This is a genomic window from Actimicrobium sp. CCI2.3, assembly GCF_035019065.1.
Taxonomy (GTDB): Bacteria; Pseudomonadota; Gammaproteobacteria; order Burkholderiales; family Burkholderiaceae_D; genus Actimicrobium.
The window spans coordinates 35,041-51,773 of record NZ_JASJWR010000024.1 but is presented as its reverse complement, the minus strand read 5'-3'; the positions used below and the strand labels follow the sequence as shown (position 1 = coordinate 51,773).

Sequence of the window (16,733 nt, the reverse complement as noted above, 5' to 3'; positions counted from 1 at the left end):
CTATGACTCGTTTTTTAACAATGCCCCGTTATACGCTGAAGAAATTCCGTATTTTTTTAGAATGCTCTGGTACAGCGACATCAGCGACGACAAGCGCGGGTTAGCTGAGTCAAGTCGGCGGGCAGAGTCAATCAGGGCTCTCGCCTGGTCACCCAACCGCTCATCCCAACCAAGATGATCAAGGTGTTTCAGTAACGCCACGGCGGCGTTAAAGACCACCTGCGGGTTGTCGGGTAATTTTTTGACGGCCTCCATCATCGATGAAACTGCCCCTCGGTAATCGCCTTGACGCGCTTTTTCTGCCCCTGACGCGACAAGGTCAACCACCATGCGCCGACTTTCCTTGGCCGTACTTTCTGCCAGGTCGGCGCGTCCGGATTGCTCGAACAAGTTCATGGCTTTGTCCATGGCAGCGCCACTGGACGCGTTATTCATCACGTCGAGCATAATTTCGGTAGCACCGCTGTCCATCTTTTGGTCAAGGCAATTTTTAGCCAGTGTCATTTTCATTGCTGTCGACAAGCCAATATTGTCACGACAGGCCTCAACGGCTTTGTTCAATTCAAGGCTGGTACGTTCAAGATCGCCAGCGTGCTTGAACAACATGGCAGACGAAATGGCATGACAAGCCTTGCCCTTGCCAGACCCCGACAACGAGCGATCCAGATCACGGATGATGGTCGCAGCCTGACTGGTATCACCTTTGTCAACAAGCGACCTTACAAGGCGAACATGATCCTCCGGGTCGCGAAATTCCGAGTAGCGTGCCTTCGCGACGACTTGCTGAAATGCTTTTTCAGCAGTCCCCACATCACCAGTTTCCAATGCCACCTCACCTAACTTGCGCAACCGTTGCAATGCGTTAGGAGAGATGGCGACGGCATTTTGGAGTACCACCTGCGCTTGAGGGAATTTGCCATTGGCTTCATGCGCCTTGGCGAGCCAATCATAAGCGTCCATGAATTTATTGTTCTCGGCCACCAATGTAACCAACATCTCTTCTGACTCAGCAAACCTGTTTTGCATAAATAACGTTTTTGCAAGGCCCAAGCGAGCCCACGCAACCGCGCGCAACGCGTACAACTCGGCATAGAGCGGCTCTGCCAGATGGGGTTCACCTAATGAAATATGCAACTCCGCCCGCAAGCGTTTGAAATCAACGAGATAGCGTCCGTTTCCAGCCTCTCCTTTGATACATGCAGCAACTGCCTGATCAAGGTCGCCACGCTCCATCAACCGATACAAAGGAGCAAATACCGCGCGTTTCTCAACCGCTTTTTTAATGCGATCAAGTAACGTGTCGGCCGTGAATGGCTTCAGTATGTAATCGGAAGGTGCCAGCTCTGCCGCACCGACGACTTTTTCATAGGCACGCTCAGCAGTGACCATAAAAAATATCGTGGCCATGGATATCAGCTTGTTATTGCGTACGTCTTCGAGAAACTGCTGCCCATCCTGGCCAGCACCCAAATCGTACTCGCACAAGATAAGGTCAAAAGAACGGGTCTGAAGCTGGCGAATCGCCGTTCCGGAGCTAACGGCATGGTCGATCTTTTTCAATTCGCAGAGCGTCAGCATATTGTGCAGGTTCCCGCGCATGCCCGGTTGTGGCTCGATGATCAGGGCAGTCAGGCTACGAAGTTCCTTCATTTTTCTGGTGACTTTAAAGAAAAAATAATGACCAAGTATAGTACGGTGACTTTCTCCTACAAGCATGATTGCAATCGCTCCGATACATCACCGCACACCACAACAGCCCTGTAGACGGTGCTTGCAATCGGACATGACAGCCTGCCGCCGCGCGTTCTGACCTACGATAACAACACTTCAGAAGTCATCGAACGTCCCAAGCGTAGTGCGTTTCAGTGAACGAGTCAAAGCAAGTAATCAAACGTCAGCTATGACGGCGAGCACTTGCTGAACAGGGTCAAGCAGACTGGCTGCTGCCTTGCTGATCTGTTCGGTCATCGCCTGCATACGCTCAATTTCTGTATTGGCATTATCGATCGTCCTCTTAATTTGCCAAATCAGCTCAGGCGAACAAAAAGCTGAATGGCGCCCGGCAACTTCAACCAGATGAACCACGCGGGAACGCGTTTCAACGATATGCGCGTGAGCGGTCGACTGGAAATCTGCTTCAAGCGCCAGTGCCGCCGCACCCAGTGCTCGGCTATCCTCGATCAGCTCAAGGATCTTGTTGCGACTTAGTTCGTTGGATAAAAACAGAATATTGCTCTGGGGCTCCACGGATGACGAGGATTTGCTGGCAGCACTACCGGTTTGCTGCAAAGCGAGGAGCAGCGAGGCATTGGAAGAAATTTTCTTGATCAGAGAATCAAACAGCTGTCGCTGCAATTTAAGTTGCGAAAAAACTGCTACAGGAATGGCACCACCTTGACTGGACGAAGACATCGTGACTCCTCGCTAACACCGCGGACGCGGCATGATTTACTTGCGGTACATTGATACTAACTAACGGTATAAACAAAGTAAATTCGCATCCCGACTTTTCACTCTGAATGGTCAGCAGACTCACCATTTACAACGTCGTCACGGGTACCGCGCGCATGCGCCAGGCAGCAAACACTGCGATGGCACACAAGACGGCGACGAAGAAAAAGGTTTCATCAAAAGCGCGCAGTCGGTTTGCCATGTCAGTGGGAGCAATACCGGGATCACTGCGATGAATCGCCAGACGCCACTCCAGGACAATACCGACCAGACTCACGCCGATCGCCCCTCCCAGTTGGCGCAAGAAGTTAAGCGCACTGGCACCCTGCGCGATAAGACTGTGATCAACTCCGCGCATCGCACCCAGGCTCAATGCCGGCAGGACAAAACCAAGGCCAACGCGACCAATGACAGCCCAGGCCATCAGGAGCAGATAACTGCCACCCGGTTGACCCAGCGCCATCAATCCCAAAGACAGCGATAGCAATGCCAAACCAATGGACACGAGCACGTTTGGCGGATACCGATCTGCCATTTTTCCGGCCAGTGGAATCGTGATGGCCAAAACCACTCCGGCTGGCAATAGCACCAAGCCTGCACGCGAAGGCGAATAGGCGAGCGCCATTTGCAAATACACCGGGAGCAGATAGGTCGAGCCAAACAAGCCCATGCCGTAGATAAACGCCACCAGTCCACCCATCGAAAACTGGCGATAACCAAATAGCTTGAGGTTCATCAGCGGCGCATCGGTACGTGCCTGCCAGGCAATGAAGCCGATGAAAGACACCAGGGAAAGCGCCAGCATCGCCACTGCCAGCACGCTGTCATCCTGCAGGTGGACAAGCCCATTGAGAACCGTCACGGTACAAGTCCCCGCCAGCAGCAGACCTTTCCAGTCAAATCTGCGGGCGTCCCCCATCAACGGTGAATTCGTCGACAGGTAGCGCCGGATGAGTACCAGCACCACCAGACAGAATGGAACAACCACGAAAAAAATCGACTGCCAGCCAAAGTGTTCGACCAGTACGCCACCCACGCTAGGACCGATCGCGGGTGCCAGCACCACCCCGAAACCAAAGATACCCAGTGCCCTGCCTTGCTCTTTCAAATCGAATGCTCGCAGAATAACAATCGCAGGAATCGGTTGCAGGATGCCGGAAGCCAGGCCCTCGAGTACGCGCATTGACAGCAGCATCGAATAATTGACACTGAAACCGCCGAGTACACCTCCTGTCAGCAACACCAGAATGGCCACCGTATAGGTCCGCCGCAAGCCGAAGCGCAACAACAGCCAGGGCGTGGTCAGCATCGACAATGTCATTGCCAGCATGAAGCCCGACGAAACCCACTGCGCGCGCTCCTGTCCCAGATGGAAGTGCTGACTCAAATCCGGAATGGCAACGTTGACGATGGTCGACGACAGAATGGATGCCATCGTCCCTATCATGACTGTCAGCAGCACCAGCCATTTATGGCGATCGCCGTGACGCGCACGCAGGACTTCGAAAGTCGCGCTCATGGGAATCAGGGGAGATAGGTAAATAACTCTGCGCAAAGGAATGCCAGCGCTGACACCAGTAACGTCGAACCGAATGGCAGGCACAGCGGAACGCCAAGCACCGTGAAACGCACATCGCCAGGAGCCCGGCCTATGCCGAGCCGGTTCAGCCATGGCAACAGCAACGGAAAAACAATCAGGCCCACGAAAATCACAGCTACCCAACGTATCATCGCCTGCCTTTGTGTTTGTTGAACCGGCCAGAAGACCGAAGCAACCATCTTAGCGGATCAGGCGCATGACGGCGAACAGCACCATCGACAGCAACACGGTCGAAGCAAACGGCAAAAAAATATCCTTGCCAAACAGCCGGAAACGCACGTCACCCGGCAACCGGCCAAGGCCGATTTTTTCGAGCCACGGCAGGGCCGCCGACAACACAATGAGGCCAATGAAAATGGCCAGAAACCAGCGAATCATAGTCGCCCTTTCATAGCCGATGACTGCGGTCGTTACGCTCGAAGCGCTCCGGCAACCGCAATTGCGTGCCAACAATGAGCACCTTGAACAGCTCACCCATCTCGGCAGGCGAAGTCAGTTTTTGTACTGCGTTGGCCTGCGGCAGATAAGCCCGACCATCCTCGGGCGACGTACGCAACAGCAAATCACCAAGGCCAGCTTCCAGCAGAAACGATGCCTGGCTCAAATAGCCAAGCAGATCGAGCCCCCCATCCAGGGCCGCCCGCGCCATCGCCGTAAAGTCGACATGCGCGGTGATATCCTGCAAACCGGGCAAAAAAAACGGATCGTCATGGGCATGATGGCGGTAATGGCACATCAGCGTTCCGTGATCGCGCTGATCAAGGTAATACTCATGCGCCGGAAAACCGTAGTCGATCAGGATAGCGGCACTGCCCTGACCCGTCTCATCGAAACCCGCACACAACATCGCTGCCAGCGAATGCATGAAACCGGCGGCAACCGGATGGACTTCGGTCAGATAGCCGATTGGCAGCGCATCAGCCTGCGGAATTTGCTCGATCAAGGCGGCATCACAGGGGTGCTCGCGAAAAACAAAATTGCGGGCTGACAAGCCGATCCCACGCTCGCGCCAGCCGTGTTCGGTTTTTACCACCAGATGCGCCGGCATCGCATCGAGCACTTCATTGCCGATCACCACGCCAGTAAATGCCGCAGGAAAGTGATCCAGCCAGACCACCTGCGAAAATCCCTTGAGCAACTGCTGCTGGCGCGCCCGCAATTCGCCTGATAATTCGACGATCGCATACCGATGAACCGGTATGCCCATCACGGCCAGTTCGGTCAGCAAATCGAACGCCAGTTTGCCAGTGCCCGCGCCGAACTCCAGCAAGTGAGGGGCGATCCTAGGCAGCAATTCGGCGACCGCGTGCGCCAGTGTCGCACCGAATAACGACGTGATTTCGGGCGCGGTTGTAAAATCTCCGTCTTTCCCGAGCTTGGCGGCACCACCGCTGTAATAACCGAGCTCCGGCTCGTACAGAGCCAGCTCCATGTAACGCGAAAATGAGATCCATCCGGAATTACGGCGGATGTCGTTGGCGATTACGGTATGCAGCGCGCGCGAGGCTCGCAGCGCGTCAGCAGAGGGTTCGGGCAGTTGCAATTGCATGGCTTTTTTATCGATATCTCAACGAAAGGCACAACACTATGACCACGGACCGACAGAAAGTTGCACTTGTCACGGGCGCGGCCAAGCGCATCGGTCGCGCCATCGCACTGGCAATGGCCGGGCGTGGCTGGGACATCATTGTGCACTACGGTCGCTCTGCTGGCGAGGCCGCCACAACAGTCCATGAGATTGAACAACTCGGGAGGCGCGCGTGGGCATTGCAATGCGACCTCACGGATGAAAATGCCGTCAAAAAATTATTGCCGGACGCCATTGCATGCTGCGGCCCGCAACGACGACTGGCATGCGTGGTCAACAATGCCTCGCTGTTCGAGCAGGACAGCCCGGCAGATTTTTCGCTGGCGGTGCTCGATGAGCACATGCACGCCAACCTCGCCGCGCCCATCCTGCTCGCGCAAGCACTCCACGCGGCGACTGCCGACGGCGAGCAATCCGTGGTCATCAATCTGCTGGACCAGAAACTGTTCAACATGAACCCGGATTTCCTGTCTTACACGCTGTCAAAAGCGGCGCTACAAACCGCCACCGTCATGCTGGCGCAAGCGCTGGCACCGAAGCTGCGTGTGGTCGGCGTGGCACCCGGCATCACGCTGATTTCGGGCGACCAGAGCCAGGCCAGTTTTGAAAAGGCACACAAAATTACACCGCTGGGACGTTCCAGCACGCCGCAAGATATTACCGACGCCGTCTGCTATGTCGCAGAAGCACACGCCATGACCGGCACCACCTTGCTGGTCGATGGCGGCCAGCACCTGATTCCACTGCAACGCGACGTGATGTTCGTTGCCCAATAATCCAAACCCGCTCCACTACCGATCGTGACCATGCCTTCATTCCTGTCCCAACCTGCCCTCGCCAATTGCCGCCGCCTGTTCCTGCGCAATTACGAAGTCCTCATCAACATTGGCGTCCATGATTTTGAAAAGACGGCCGAACAGCGTGTGCTGATCAACGTTGACCTGTTCATCCCGCTCGAATTGTCGACCCCGAAGGGCGATTTGCTCGATGAAGTCGTCGACTATGATTTCATTCGTAGTACGATCTCCAAACGGACCGATGCCGGCCATATCCACCTGCAGGAAACACTGTGCGACGATATCGCCGCCGCGATGCTGCTGCATCCCAAAGTGCGTGCAGTGCGTGTCTCAACCGAAAAACCCGATGTCTATCCGGACTGCGAATCTGTCGGCGTCGAAGTATTCCGGGTCAAGGCAGTCTGAATGCTGGAGTCCACCATGTCCGATGCAGCCACTGAATCAAGCGAACCGTCCGCAGACCTATCGGCCCGGCAGCGCGAAAAAGTCACCTACGAAAACAACAAGCTGCACAAGCGCCTGTGCCGCCAGGTCGGTCAGGCCATCGGCGACTTCAACATGATTGAAGAAGGCGACAAGGTCATGGTCTGTTTGTCGGGCGGCAAGGACAGCTACGCCTTGCTCGACATCCTGATGACGCTGCGCGAACGCGCGCCGATCAACTTCGAGCTGATTGCCGTCAACCTCGACCAGAAACAGCCGAACTTTCCGGAGCACATCCTGCCGGCCTACCTGACCGATCTCGGTGTGGCTTTTCACATCGAGAATCAGGATACCTACAGCATCGTCAAGCGCGTCATTGCCGAAGGCAAGACCACCTGCTCGCTGTGCTCGCGGCTGCGGCGCGGCATTCTGTACCGCGTCGCCGACGAACTCGGTGCGACCAAAATCGCGCTGGGACACCATCGCGACGATATCCTCGAAACGTTTTTCCTGAATATGTTTTTTGGTGGAAAACTCAAGAGCATGCCGCCAAAGCTGCAATCCGATGATGGCAAGCACATCGTGATCCGGCCGCTGGCGTACGTGAAAGAGGCCGATACCGAGCGCTACGCCGAGGTCAAGAATTTCCCGATCATTCCGTGCGACCTGTGCGGTAGCCAGGAAAACCTGCAGCGCAAGCAACTCAAAAACATGCTGCGTGAGTGGGACAAAAAAAATCCTGGACGTACCGATAACATCTTTGCCGCCCTGTCGACTGTCGCCCCTTCGCACCTGATGGATCGCAACCTGTTTGATTTTGCCGGACTGGCCGTGACCGGCGCTCCGGTCGTCGATGGCGACATTGCGTTCGATGACGACCCCTGCTCGGTGCCGACCACGCTGCCGGGCATGATCACGCTCGTGCCGGCATCACGCTAATCCCGGAAAACGCTACACGGCGAGGTCCAGGAAGAGTTTCTGCAAGTCCTGCAATTGCGCTAGCGCATGGGCTTTTTGTTGCGGCGTCGCCAGGGCAATGATGTTGGCGGTGAGCCGGATTGCGGCATCGGTCGATTCGGCAAAGAACACCGCATTGTCGCCATTGCCAATGCGTTCATAGTGCACGCGGGTATAGGCCTTGATCGATTGGGCTACCGCCACGCGCGACGGCTGATCGAGGCGAATTTTCCTGAGCAGCGTGATCAGCTCCTGATGACGCTGCAGGCGGTCGGCCATCACCCGCTCGTTGTCCAGAGGCCGGGCATCTGACAAACGCCGGATACGGACCTGCTGCGCATCACTGAAATCGCCAAACCAGTACTCCGCTTGCTTCATGATTTTTTTGTAGCGAAACTGTTGACGCTCCTCAACGTCGCCGACGAGGTAATCTTTACGATATCGTTCGGCACTGTCAGCCAGCTTGCTTTCGATCCGGTCGATCTGATCGGGACTCAACGACAGTGCCAGATCGGCGAGCGCCGGCAACGCCTGGTCGAGGAGGAGGACGGTACGCTTTTTCAGTCCGTCGTAATCAGCCCGTACTGTTTCGGCTGTCACTGAATCCTGCAAGCGACGCTGGCCGGCGCTCATCAGTTGCGCATAGTCGGGCAACTGGGTTTTCTGGTGCCAGAAGAACAGGTTGTCGAGTTGGGTGCGGACCTGTTTTCGCTGGGACCGATCAAAGTTGACATAGTTATCAAGCCACCAGTACGACAAGGTTTCGCCATTGCTATACGACAGCCGCAATGCACTGCATCCGGCCAGCACGACTACAAAAGCAAGCAGCGCAGCCTTTTTGGCCATGCTCCGTGTAATGCTTATGTTAAGATTTTTAAAATTTTTCAATCGGGCACCTATGAACGTTGTCATCCTTGCCGCCGGCATGGGCAAACGCATGCAGTCGGCATTGCCAAAAGTACTGCATCCGCTGGCAGGACAATCCTTGCTGGCCCATGTGGTTGGCACGGCCCGATCTCTCTCGCCAAGCCGGCTGTGCATTATTTATGGTCATGGCGGCGAGGCCGTACCGGCAGCGTTTAACGCCGACGACATCGTCTTCGCCCGGCAGGAGCCGCAACTAGGAACCGGCCACGCGGTCATGCAGGCACTGCCTTTCCTCGACGAGTGTACTCCGACGCTGGTGTTGTATGGCGACGTGCCCCTGACCACCACCGACTCGCTACAAAAACTGCTGGCCTGCGCCGGGTCCGAATCGCTTGGCATCCTGACCATCACCATGGCCGACCCGAGCGGCTACGGACGTATCGTGCGCGAACAGGGCCGCATCGTGCGCATCGTCGAGCAGAAGGATGCCAGTGCCGCCGAACTGGCCATCACCGAAGTCAATACCGGCATTCTGGTCGCGCCAACGGCGGCTCTCAAGCGCTGGCTGGCGGCCCTGTCAAACAATAACGCGCAGGGCGAGTACTACCTGACCGACATCGTCGCCAGTGCCGTCGCCGAGGGCATGCCCGTGCAGTCGGCACAGCCGGGTGCGCTCTGGGAAACCCTCGGCGTCAACAGCAAGGTGCAGCTGGCCGAACTGGAGCGGGTCCATCAGCGTAATGTTGCACAGCGCTTGCTCGAGCAAGGCGTCACGCTGGCCGATCCGTCGCGCATCGACGTGCGCGGCACACTGACCTGCGGACGCGATGTCAGCATCGACGTGGGCTGCGTCTTCGAAGGCACGGTCACGCTGGCCGACAACGTGCGCATCGGCGCGCACTGCGTGATCAGCAATGCGCGTATCGGCGACGGTGCACAGATCAAGCCGTTCTGTCATATCGATGAGGCCGTGGTCGGTGCCGCTGCGATGATCGGTCCGTACGCCAGGTTACGTCCGGGAACCGAACTGGCCGACGCGGTCCATGTCGGCAATTTCGTCGAAATCAAGAACAGCCAGATTGGCAGCGCCAGCAAGGCCAACCACCTGAGCTACATCGGGGACGCGACCATCGGTCAGCGCGTCAATGTTGGTGCCGGCACCATCACCTGCAACTACGACGGCGTCAACAAATTCCGCACCATCATCGAGGACGATGCCTTCATCGGTAGCGACACCCAATTAATCGCACCGGTGACCGTCGGCGCGGGGGCGACCATCGGTGCCGGCACCACGCTGACAGGCAACGCACCGCCCGACAAACTGACCCTGTCGCGTAGCAAACAACTCACCATCGCTGGCTGGCAACGGCCAGCCAAACAAAAAAAATAAGGAAGTCTCCCATGTGCGGTATCGTCGGCGCAGTCTCCACACGCAACATCATTCCCGTCCTGCTGCAAGGCCTCAAACGCCTCGAATACCGCGGCTACGATTCCTGCGGCGTTGCCGTCTTCAATGACGGCCTCAAGCGCGCCCGCAGCACCGCGCGGGTCGCCGAACTCGAAACCCAGATTGCCCAATCCGGACTCGAAGGCAGCACCGGCATTTCGCATACCCGCTGGGCCACGCATGGCGCGCCGGTGACGTTTAACGCCCATCCGCATTTTTCATCCGGGCCCGATGGCGAGCATCGCATCGCGCTGGTCCATAACGGCATCATTGAAAATTACGAAGAAATCCGCACCGAACTCAAAGTGCTTGGTTACGTATTCGAATCACAAACCGATACCGAAGTCATCGCCCATCTGGTCAATCACCTGTATGACGGCGACCTGTTCCGCACGGTGCAACGCGCCGTCAAACGCCTCACGGGGGCCTATGCCATTGCCGCTTTTTGCAGGGATGAACCGCATCGCGTGGTCGGTGCCCGCTTCGGTTGTCCGCTCATTGTCGGCATCGGAACCGACGAAAACTTCCTCGCATCCGATGCGATGGCGCTGTCCGGCTCGACCGACCAGATCCTGTATCTCGAAGAAGGCGATGTCGTCGACCTGCAGCGCAGCAGCGTACGCATCACGGACAAGAACGACCTGCCAGTTGAACGTGTAGTCCACACCGTCAGCGCCTACGCCGGCGATATTGACCTGGGTCCTTACCGGCACTACATGCAAAAGGAAATTTTCGAGCAACCGCGCGCGATCACCGACACGCTCGAAGGCGTGCAAGGCTTTGTCCCGGAATTATTCGGTGCCAACGCCGGCGATGTCTTCAACGAGATCGATGCAATCCAGATCCTCGCCTGCGGCACCAGCCTGTATTCAGGCATGACCGCACGCTACTGGCTCGAAGCGCTGACTGGCCTGCCAACGCAAGTCGAGATCGCCAGCGAGTACCGCTATCGCACTCCTGCCGTCAATCCGAATGCACTGATCGTCGTGATTTCGCAATCCGGCGAGACCGCCGACACGCTGGCTGCACTCAAGTATGCGAAAGAACTCGGTCACCGCCATTCGCTGGCGATCTGCAATGTCGGCACCTCGGCGATGGTGCGCGAAACCGAACTGTCGTATCTGACCCGCGCCGGTGCCGAAATCGGCGTGGCCTCGACCAAGGCCTTCACGACGCAGCTCACTGCGCTGTTCCTGCTCACGCTGACACTGGCCAAAATGCGCGGCCGCCTGAGCGACGAGCAAGAGCACACGCACCTGAAAAATCTGCGCCATCTGCCCACCGCGATCCAGAGTGTGCTGGCGCTAGAGCCACAGATCATCGCCTGGGCCGAGGCGTTTGCGCGCAAGGAAAATGCGCTCTTCCTTGGTCGTGGCCTGCACTATCCGATCGCTCTCGAAGGCGCGCTCAAGCTCAAGGAAATCTCGTACATCCATGCCGAAGCCTATCCGGCAGGCGAACTCAAGCATGGTCCGCTGGCGCTGGTGACGGAGCAAATGCCGGTTGTCACGGTCGCACCGAACGACGCGCTGATCGAAAAACTGAAATCGAACATGCAGGAAGTACGCGCCCGCGGCGGCCAGCTGTACGTCTTTGCCGACGCCGATTCGCACATCTCGTCAAGCGAAGGCATACACGTGATCCGCTTGCCCGAGCATTACGGCTTGCTGTCACCAATACTGCATGTGGTCCCGCTGCAATTGCTGGCGTATCACACGGCGCTGGTACGCGGCACCGATGTCGACAAGCCACGCAACCTGGCCAAATCCGTCACGGTGGAATAGGCAGGCACAAGCAGACATCGTCAGGCCCGCGCCAGATAATCCGCCATCTGGCGCGCGCAATGGCGAATCATCGTCATGGCGTCCTGCAGCTGGCGGAACAATTCCGGCAATGCCTCGACTGGACCGTCCAGCAACGCTGTCTCCGTCAAACCGGCCAGATAGAACAGCTCTCCGGCATGCAACGACGCCGCCACGCCACGCAACTGGTGGACCAGATCGATCGCCGCATCGGTCTCGTTGTTCTCGAACAGGCGTTGCCCTGCGACCGCGTCATCGCCTTGTCGCTCCACGAATGTGCACAAGATCGACCCGAGTCGTAGTTGATCGCCGCCGAATATTTTCAATGCCGCGACAAAGTCCAATCCGGCCAGCCGGATGGTCGCCGGTGCCGCAGCAGCAACCGGCTCGATGCTGGCCGGCCACGTGATGCCGGCATCAGCGAGCAGGGTGAGCAAGGCATTTACGTCGAGCGGTTTGGCCAGAAATCCCGTCATGCCGGTACTTTTTGTGCTGGCCGACATCGGTCCTTGCGCCAGCGCGGTCAGGGCAATCACCGGCAACGTTGCCAGCGCAGGATTGTCACCGATCAGCCGGGCCGCCGTGTAACCGTCGATCAACGGCATCTGGATATCCATCAGTACGATGTCAAAGCGGGTAGCCGAGATCGTCAGTGCAGCCAGCACACCAATCCCGTCACCGACCATCACGACGTCGGCACCGGCACCCACCAGGACCTGTGCGATGACCTCCTGATTGATGGCATTGTCTTCGGCGACCAGCAAACGCAGGCCAGACAGGGGCAAGACGCGACGAAGGGGTGCCGCGGCAACCGGCGCGGGGACAGGGGGAAAAAGCCGCGCCACCGCTTCCGCCAGACTCCAGCGGGTCAGGGGTTTGGCCACAATCTCGTCGATAGTGCCGTCACTGCTGTCTGCAGAAAATCGTTCAAGGTCGAGCAGGGGCACCATCAGGAGCGTTCGCGGACGCATCCTGTCGGACCGCGTGTGCACTTGTCGGAGCAACGCCATTGCATCCAGGCCGGGGTATTGCCCGTCCAGCAGCAGCAAGTCGATCCCCCCCTGCGCCGCACTGGCATGCACGAGCATCGGCAGCGTCGCTTCATGTGGATCAATGACCCGGACCTGCCAGCCCGATGCCAGGCAAGCATCGCGCAACAGCGACCGCGTCAACCCATGTCCTTCCACGATCACTACGCGCAAGGCGGTTGGAACACAGATCGGTAGCGCAGGCACGACCGGCACGCCGGCCGTCAACGGTAACGAAAATCGAAACACACTGCCCTGTTCCGGCACGCTCTCGACGCTGATCTGGCCGCCCATCATCATCACCAGCCGGTGGCTGATGGCCAGGCCGAGGCCAGTGCCGCCATACAAACGACTGGTCGACTTGTCAGCCTGCACGAACGCATTGAAAATGGTCTCCAGCTCACCGGCAGCAATACCGATGCCGGTGTCGCGTACGGTCACTTGCAGCGTGACCGGGCTACCGTTGCTGCGTGGCTGGATCGACTGGCAGCGCACCGAGACGACAATCTCGCCCCGCTCGGTAAATTTGAGGGCATTACTGATCAGATTCAGCAGGATTTGCTGCAAACGCATCGGATCACCGACCAAGGCATCGGGCACCTCGGGGGACAGGTCAAGTACCACCGCAACATCCTTGTGGCCGACGCCGACACCCAATACCGAGGCGGCAGTGCGCATGATCAGGTTGAGCGAAAACGGGATACTTTCGATGCGCAACTGGTTGGCTTCCATCTTCGACAAATCCAGAATGTCATTGATCAGCGCCTGCACTGATTGCGCCGACAACTGGATCTTGTCGACATAGTCGCGTTGCCAGGCGTTGAGCGGCGAGTCGGCCATCAGCCGCGCCAGACCGATGACGGCATTGAGCGGCGTCCGCAGTTCGTGGGTCATGTTGGCGAGGAAAGCACTTTTGGCCAGGTTCGCCGTTTCGGCTTCAATGCGTGCTTGCGATAAAGCTTGCTCGGCCCGCCGGAACGCCGTGATATCGGTATAAGTCAGCAAAGTCCAGGCCGTAGCAATCGGTCGTCCAACTATTTTTAGGTAAATTCCGTCGGGCTGACGGCGCTCTATCTGCACCTGTTGGCGCGTCACGATCAGGGCGAGATAGTCAGCCAGTACGTCGTCATACAACCGCTGCGGATAATGTCCATGCTCATAACTAAATCGGAGCATCTCGGCGAGCGTCAGTGGTGTTTTGCGGGCCAGTTCCGCAGGGTAGCCCTGGAGAGTCCCGAACAAGCTGTTGCGCAGCACGACCTGTTGCTGCTCGTTCAACACCGCTACGCCAAACGGCAGGGACTCCAGTACTTCATTGAGGAAAGCATTGAGCGAGTTGATCCGCTGCTGGCGTTCCTTGCCGATACGGTTATCGACCAGCGTACTGCGCAGAAAAGCGAACTGACCCTGCGCATCAAGTTCGACATTCGCACTGATCAGGCAAGGCACCACCGTGCCGTCCTTGTGCAGAAAATCGACATCAAGATCATGCATCTGCCCTTCTCGCAGCAATTGCGGCGTCCGGTAACTCCAAATCGCCTTGCTATCTTCAGTCATGAATTGATGGATCGCCTGTCCCAGGTACGCTTCGCGCTCGTACCCCAGTAAATCCAGCTCCGTCTGGTTGACCTGGATCACGATACCGGCCGCATCGAGCGCGTGATAACCGCAAGGTGCCCGATCGTAAAGATCTATCGCTTCCCGCGTGCGCTCCTGCATCCGTGCTTCGAGGTCACGGTTGAGGGTCTTCAGCGCCAGGGTGCGATCGCGTAATTCAACCGCCGACAGCGCGATCGCCTTCACGATCTGGCCAGCCTCATGAGAATAAACACGAGGGACAGCGGGCGTTTTTCCAGCGGCCAAATCTGTTCCCAGCGCCACCAGCGCCGTGACCGAGTGGGCAATGCGCCAGCCCAGATAACACGCCAAGGTGATGCCCGGCGCGAGCAGGACGACAATCAGTAGCGCGAGCAACGCCATCCATTGCAGCCATACGGCCGACAAACTTCTGTCGGGTATGCTGATCGCACCCTTCCAGTGACTCATCGCTGACGTACTGAAAAATACCTGCACCGGGATATTTTCCTGCGTGAAGTCCTGGTAGAGTCCCTCGCTTTGCACCAGGAAAAAATCCTGAATGGCTTGCGAGGCTTTCTGCCCGACAAACCGGGCTGGCTGCCGGGTGCGGGCGGCAATCGTGCCACTGGGATCAAAGATACTGACGATCCAATCGACCGGAAAGTGGTGACGCTGCATCAAGGTGTCGAGCTGTCCGGGTTGCATGAACACGCTCAGGACATAAATCGCTTTCCCTTTGCTCACCACCGGCACCGCCACCGCCACCGCGTGCGGATTAATCGCCGTACCATCAAAAACCTCTGAAATCACAGCACGGCCGGACGCGATCACTTGCCGTAACTGCACCGCATTGCCATAACGCGGCAGGGGTGTACCCAGCGCGGTCTGCGTATCGAGCAGTTGCTGCCCATGCACATCACTGACCACCACATGGTTCGAAAGATGCGCCGCTGCCAGCAAGGCACGTGCTTCCTGATCGAATGCGATCAGATCATTATCGGCAAGGGCATGGCTCTGCGCCAGTGACACGGCAAGCAGATTGAGTTGGCCAAACTCGTCATCGACATCCCGCATCAGCGACCGCGTCATCTCCAGCGTTGATTGTCGCCACTGCGCATTGTTCTCCATGAGCAAATGCCGAAACATGAATGCCGCACCGATCATCCCGGGTAGCAAAATAACGAACACGAACAAAAACAGCCATTGCCGCACGGACGGCATTACGGCTGCCTGCGAAGGCAAAACAGTCGACTGCGTGATCGCTGCAGCGGAGGTGTCGGTGGCTAAGCCTGAGGCTAATTCAGCGGCGAATTCAGTGGATTTTGTCGTCATGCGTTCCTGTATCTGTAACGTCCCCGACCCGTTGTCGAACAGGATCGGCGGTCCCTGGCCTGCCCGGCGGAGCAGGCAATGTCTTTTCGGTGCATTGCCAACGACTGCAACCATAAACCATAAGTTAATTATTAGTAATGGTTTTTTTAGCGCGTTGCAGGACCGGGAGGTTTGCCTCGACAACCGGAGCCAAAAAGAGGTGACGTACAAAATGCAAGTCACCGTGCTGTACGATGCAAGAAATTACCTTGATCACCCAATCACGATGCCCAGTCCGACACCGTCAACATTGCACCAGCAACTGAGGCTCGCCACCAAAGAGCCACACCATGCCCTCGACCACCATCCGCTGATGGCGCGTCTGCTGGCACCGGATATCGACCGGCGCGACTATGGTGACGCACTGGTCGCCATGCATGGTGTGATTGCCAGCGTCGAAGTGGCGCTACTGGCTTACCTGTCGCGCCATCCCGGGTTGTTCGATTACGCGCCGCGGCGCAAGCTGCCGGCACTTGAGGCCGACCTGGCCACGCTGGGCCGCCTTGCCGTACCAGCGACTGTGGCCATCCCGGTCATCGATCGTGTCGGAGCGCTATTCGGCATGCTGTACACGCTGGAGGGCGCGACGCTGGGGGGACAATTTATCGCGGCCCGGCTGCGCCAGCAGGGTGCTGGAGATTTTCCGCTGCAGTTTTACACGGTGTACGGCGACCAGACCCGGTCGCGCTGGCTAGCATTTCTGGACCTCGCCGAACAGCGCTGCCCACCCGCCGATTACGCGTGCGCGGCGACCACGGCAGTAGCACTGTTCGATGCCATCCGATGCCATTTCGATGTCTGTTACGACCCAAGATAGTGGAAAC

The 16,733-nt window shown here is 57.6% G+C and carries 14 protein-coding genes; 6 read left to right on the top strand and 8 right to left on the bottom strand.

All coding sequences use genetic code 11. From position 1 onward, the window contains the following. From QN370_RS14025 to QN370_RS14000, 6 genes are all read right to left on the bottom strand, one after another. A complete protein-coding gene (locus tag QN370_RS14025; protein WP_322126026.1) occupies nucleotides 1–1,716 on the bottom strand; it encodes a response regulator in 1,716 nt (571 codons plus the stop codon). A 171-nt stretch (nucleotides 1,717–1,887) separates the two neighbouring features. Continuing rightward, nucleotides 1,888–2,412, bottom strand: coding sequence for a hypothetical protein (locus QN370_RS14020; protein WP_322126025.1), 525 nt, complete (start codon nucleotides 2,410–2,412; stop codon nucleotides 1,888–1,890). Between the two features lie 127 nt (nucleotides 2,413–2,539). After that, entirely contained in the window at nucleotides 2,540–3,970 is a 1,431-nt protein-coding gene (locus tag QN370_RS14015) for a DHA2 family efflux MFS transporter permease subunit (protein WP_322126024.1), read from the bottom strand. A gap of 5 nt (nucleotides 3,971–3,975) precedes the next feature. Continuing rightward, the gene (locus QN370_RS14010) at nucleotides 3,976–4,182 is read right to left on the bottom strand and encodes a DUF2905 domain-containing protein (RefSeq protein WP_322126023.1); all 207 of its coding nucleotides are present in this window, start codon (nucleotides 4,180–4,182) and stop codon (nucleotides 3,976–3,978) included. Between the two features lie 49 nt (nucleotides 4,183–4,231). After that, the gene (locus QN370_RS14005) at nucleotides 4,232–4,429 is read right to left on the bottom strand and encodes a DUF2905 domain-containing protein (RefSeq protein ID WP_322126022.1); all 198 of its coding nucleotides are present in this window, start codon (nucleotides 4,427–4,429) and stop codon (nucleotides 4,232–4,234) included. A 10-nt stretch (nucleotides 4,430–4,439) separates the two neighbouring features. Continuing rightward, complete coding sequence (locus QN370_RS14000; RefSeq protein ID WP_323581739.1) at nucleotides 4,440–5,600, bottom strand: class I SAM-dependent methyltransferase; 1,161 nt, start codon at nucleotides 5,598–5,600, stop codon at nucleotides 4,440–4,442. A 38-nt stretch (nucleotides 5,601–5,638) separates the two neighbouring features. On the opposite strand from QN370_RS14000, the gene QN370_RS13995 reads away from it, so the two are divergent. Genes QN370_RS13995 through ttcA form a run of 3 tightly spaced genes read left to right on the top strand, consistent with a single transcriptional unit; the run spans nucleotide 5,639 to nucleotide 7,798 of the window. Further along, nucleotides 5,639–6,415: an SDR family oxidoreductase gene (locus QN370_RS13995; RefSeq protein ID WP_322126021.1), complete on the top strand. Its 777-nt coding sequence runs from the start codon at nucleotides 5,639–5,641 to the stop codon at nucleotides 6,413–6,415. Between the two features lie 30 nt (nucleotides 6,416–6,445). Beyond that, entirely contained in the window at nucleotides 6,446–6,841 is a 396-nt protein-coding gene (locus QN370_RS13990) for a dihydroneopterin aldolase (protein WP_322126020.1), read from the top strand. Between the two features lie 15 nt (nucleotides 6,842–6,856). Further along, nucleotides 6,857–7,798 carry a tRNA 2-thiocytidine(32) synthetase TtcA gene (gene ttcA, locus QN370_RS13985; RefSeq protein ID WP_322126019.1) on the top strand — a complete coding sequence of 314 codons (942 nt, stop codon included), beginning with the start codon at nucleotides 6,857–6,859 and terminating at the stop codon, nucleotides 7,796–7,798. Nucleotides 7,799–7,810: 12 nt separating this feature from the next. Here the strand turns inward: ttcA and QN370_RS13980 are convergent, their stop codons facing one another. Then, the gene (locus QN370_RS13980; RefSeq protein WP_322126018.1) at nucleotides 7,811–8,662 is read right to left on the bottom strand and encodes a DUF6279 family lipoprotein; all 852 of its coding nucleotides are present in this window, start codon (nucleotides 8,660–8,662) and stop codon (nucleotides 7,811–7,813) included. A 52-nt stretch (nucleotides 8,663–8,714) separates the two neighbouring features. Here QN370_RS13980 and glmU point away from each other — a divergent pair, with 52 nt between their 5' ends. Continuing rightward, nucleotides 8,715–10,073 (top strand): bifunctional UDP-N-acetylglucosamine diphosphorylase/glucosamine-1-phosphate N-acetyltransferase GlmU, encoded by a 1,359-nt coding sequence (gene glmU, locus QN370_RS13975; protein WP_322126017.1) that lies wholly within the window; start codon nucleotides 8,715–8,717, stop codon nucleotides 10,071–10,073. Nucleotides 10,074–10,084: 11 nt separating this feature from the next. Next, a complete protein-coding gene (gene glmS / locus QN370_RS13970) occupies nucleotides 10,085–11,914 on the top strand; it encodes a glutamine--fructose-6-phosphate transaminase (isomerizing) (protein WP_322126016.1) in 1,830 nt (609 codons plus the stop codon). Nucleotides 11,915–11,934: 20 nt separating this feature from the next. On the opposite strand, the gene QN370_RS13965 is transcribed toward glmS, so the two are convergent. Continuing rightward, nucleotides 11,935–15,870 carry a hybrid sensor histidine kinase/response regulator gene (locus QN370_RS13965; protein ID WP_322126015.1) on the bottom strand — a complete coding sequence of 1,312 codons (3,936 nt, stop codon included), beginning with the start codon at nucleotides 15,868–15,870 and terminating at the stop codon, nucleotides 11,935–11,937. A gap of 199 nt (nucleotides 15,871–16,069) precedes the next feature. Between QN370_RS13965 and QN370_RS13960 the strand changes: the two genes are divergently transcribed. After that, nucleotides 16,070–16,726: a biliverdin-producing heme oxygenase gene (locus QN370_RS13960; RefSeq protein ID WP_322126014.1), complete on the top strand. Its 657-nt coding sequence runs from the start codon at nucleotides 16,070–16,072 to the stop codon at nucleotides 16,724–16,726. Nucleotides 16,727–16,733: the final 7 nt, after the last annotated feature.